1 protein-coding gene is annotated in these 770 nt (G+C 65.8%); it reads right to left on the bottom strand.

The genetic code is table 11. From position 1 onward, the window contains the following. A partial coding sequence (locus FAZ21_RS20060; RefSeq protein WP_211243553.1) for a VCBS domain-containing protein occupies positions 1 to 770 on the bottom strand: 770 nt, incomplete at both ends.

Below are 770 nucleotides of genomic sequence, written 5' to 3'. Positions count from 1 at the left end.
AGCGTCGTATCTTCCTGCACCGTGCCGGTGCCGGTGGTTGCCGTTTCATTGGTACCGGCAATGGTCACGGTGATGACGTGGGTGGTGCCGTCGGCGCTGGTCACGGTGATCGGCCGCACCAGGCTTTCGCCTTCCTTGAGCACCTGCACCGCCGGATCGGCGTTGTTCAGGGTGTAGGTCCAGTTCCCCGCCGCGTCGATGGTCAGCGAACCGTACACGCCATCCTGGATGGTGCCGGCGTTGAATACCGCCTGCCCCGCGTCCGGGTCGGTCACGTCCAGCTTGCCGCCCACGGTCAGGATGACGTCTTCCTTCACCAGCCCCGCATCCGCGCCCGGGGTGTGCGGCACGATGATCGCGCCGTCATCCAGGCCCAGCACGTTGATGGTCACGGTAGTGGTGGCGCCATCATCCAGCGTGACGGTAAAGGTTTCGGTCTCGGTCTGGCCGGTGATCAGCGCCTGCACCACCGGGTCCGCGTTGTTCAGCGTGTAGGTCCAGTGGCCGTTGGCATCAATGCTCAGCGAGCCGTAGGTGCCGTTCTGCGTGGTCGGCACGAAGGTGGCGACCCCGGTGGCGACCAGCGTGCCGTCCGCCGTCAGCGTCGTGTCTTCCTGCACCGTGCCGGCACCGGTGGTTGCCGTTTCGTTGGTACCGGCAATGGTCACGGTGATGACATGGGTGGTGCCGTCCGCGCTGGTCACGGTGATCGGCCGCACCAGGCTTTCGCCTTCCTTCAGGCCTTGCACCGCCGGATCGGCGTTGTTCAG

Origin of the sequence: Chitiniphilus eburneus, assembly GCF_005048205.1 — a bacterium.
Classification (GTDB): domain Bacteria; phylum Pseudomonadota; class Gammaproteobacteria; order Burkholderiales; family Chitinibacteraceae; genus Chitiniphilus; species Chitiniphilus eburneus.
The sequence above is the reverse complement of the archived record's forward strand: the minus strand, read 5'-3'. Positions and strand labels throughout refer to the sequence as shown.